Here is a 1,876-nt window from a genome sequence, read left to right on the forward strand (position 1 = left end):
ATACCTAGTATAAGCATTACTCTCTTGGTATATCTAATCTTAGCATACTAATTCGTAAGGGTAAAATCTACCCTTTAATTTGTAAGACTAATTTCCACTGTTGAATGAGTTAGGGGTGGAAGTTACTTTTGCAATTGAGCCTTATGTATTATATCACTTTGTATTATGCATAACTAATTGTGTTTTGCACAACTTTGATGCATAATTGTAATATCACTTATTTTTTTAGGGGGTAATCGTTTTTATGGACTGTAATCAACTTAAATATTTTCAAACACTGTCTAGTATTTGCAATTTTACAAGGGCAGCTGATGAACTAATTCTTTCACAATCTGCACTAAGTCGATCAATTTCCAGACTTGAAGACGAATTAGGAGTCCCATTGTTTGAGCGAAAAAGCCACGGTGTAGTCTTAAATCGATACGGTGAAATTTTCCTTAAACATGCAAATCAAGCTTTGTGGGAAATAGACAAAGCAAAGCAAGAAATTAACAATATGGTGGATCCCTTTCATGGTAACATCTCACTTGGATTCATTCAAACACTTGGTTCAAGTTTTGTACCTAATTTGATTAGTGAATTTCAAAAACAGAAACCAGGAATAGGATTTCAATTAACTCAAGATACCACAAAGAAAATTCTGAGCAAAATAGAGTCAGCAGAAATTGATGTTGGTTTCTGTGCACCGCAAGAACCAATTAAAAATTTAAGCTCTTTTCCAATCATGAATGAAGAACTATTTTTAATTGTTCATAAAGACCATTGCCTTGCTGATAAAGAGGAAGTCAATTTGTGCGAAGTAGCCACTGACCCATTTGTCCTTTATAGACCTGAAACTGCACTGCATGATGTTGTTCAGAATCTTTGCCTTGATGCTGGGTTCCATCCCACAATGTCTTTCGAGGCTTTTGAAGAACGGACTGTTGCTGGGCTTGTTGGCGCAAAGTTTGGTGTTGCACTAGTCCCCTTCCTACCAGGACTTGATATGCAGAAAATTTCACTTATTCACGTCCGTAGCCCTCATTGTCTAGTAAAAATTCAAATGGTCTGGCGAACAGATGGATATATGTCACCTGCTTTAGCAAATTTTAAGTCCCATGTTGAAAACACCATACATTTAACCAAATAATAAACATAAGTTGTCCATTCAATTGTAAGCGTCAAAAATTCTCCGTATGTTTTTTAGGAAATTGTTTGATAAACTAAATCCAGTAGTAAGCAGCAAGTGCTTTTCTACTGGATTATTTTTTAATCTTTTTTACTATGAAGATTCTTATTTTGAAGTTTTACAGTTTCAGGTAATTCCTTGGACCAAGGCATATATTTTAACAGCGTATCCTTATCCTTATTTTCTAAATTACACAGTATCCAATTTTTTTCACCAATAATAAAAGGTTTTATCGCTCTTCCGGATGCATTATTATCAATTTCTAGGGATCCATCAGTTAAAAAGATTTTAAAGCTCGGTAATAGCTTGCGTCTATATTCTAAGGCTGCGCCCAAAGGACTTCTTGGCAATGCACTTTGTATTTCTATATCCACATACTTTATAAATTCTTCAATAAGCTGTGCTGATTTTTCAAGTCTTGTGTCATAACGCTTTTTATAGTAATCATCTTCACCAACATATAATGCCACTTTGAAGACTATTAGTTGACGCTCGTCTGCGGTATACTCTATTCGAATAACTATATTAAATAAGAAAACCCACAACTAATTTATAAATTAGTTGTGGCAGGTTGTTTACAAACCCAGTATAATTTTTTATTATACTGGGTTTATTTTACATGTAGTTATGCGATAGCATTTTGAATTATGAATGAGTTAGAACAAAACACTATATTTCGCATTAGAAAATCAAAAAACAGTTGAGATA

The 1,876-nt window shown here is 33.8% G+C and carries 2 protein-coding genes; one reads left to right on the top strand and one right to left on the bottom strand.

From position 1 onward, the window contains the following. Positions 1–244 precede the first annotated feature (244 nt). Positions 245–1,129 carry a LysR family transcriptional regulator gene (locus VIM70_RS12075; RefSeq protein WP_331946015.1) on the top strand — a complete coding sequence of 295 codons (885 nt, stop codon included), beginning with the start codon at positions 245–247 and terminating at the stop codon, positions 1,127–1,129. 119 nt (positions 1,130–1,248) lie between these two features. On the opposite strand, the gene VIM70_RS12080 is transcribed toward VIM70_RS12075, so the two are convergent. Beyond that, on the bottom strand, positions 1,249–1,638 hold the full coding sequence (locus VIM70_RS12080; protein WP_414648713.1) for an IS66 family transposase: 390 nt from the start codon (positions 1,636–1,638) through the stop codon (positions 1,249–1,251). Positions 1,639–1,876: the final 238 nt, after the last annotated feature.

Source organism: Clostridium sp. (genome assembly GCF_036569345.1).
In the GTDB taxonomy this organism is placed as follows: Bacteria; Bacillota; Clostridia; order Clostridiales; family Clostridiaceae; genus Clostridium_AD.

Excerpts from the sequence above, each read along its gene's own strand:
- VIM70_RS12075 (WP_331946015.1), top strand. The coding sequence starts at position 245 with ATGGACTGTAATCAACTTAAATATTTTCAAACACTGTCTAGTATTTGC.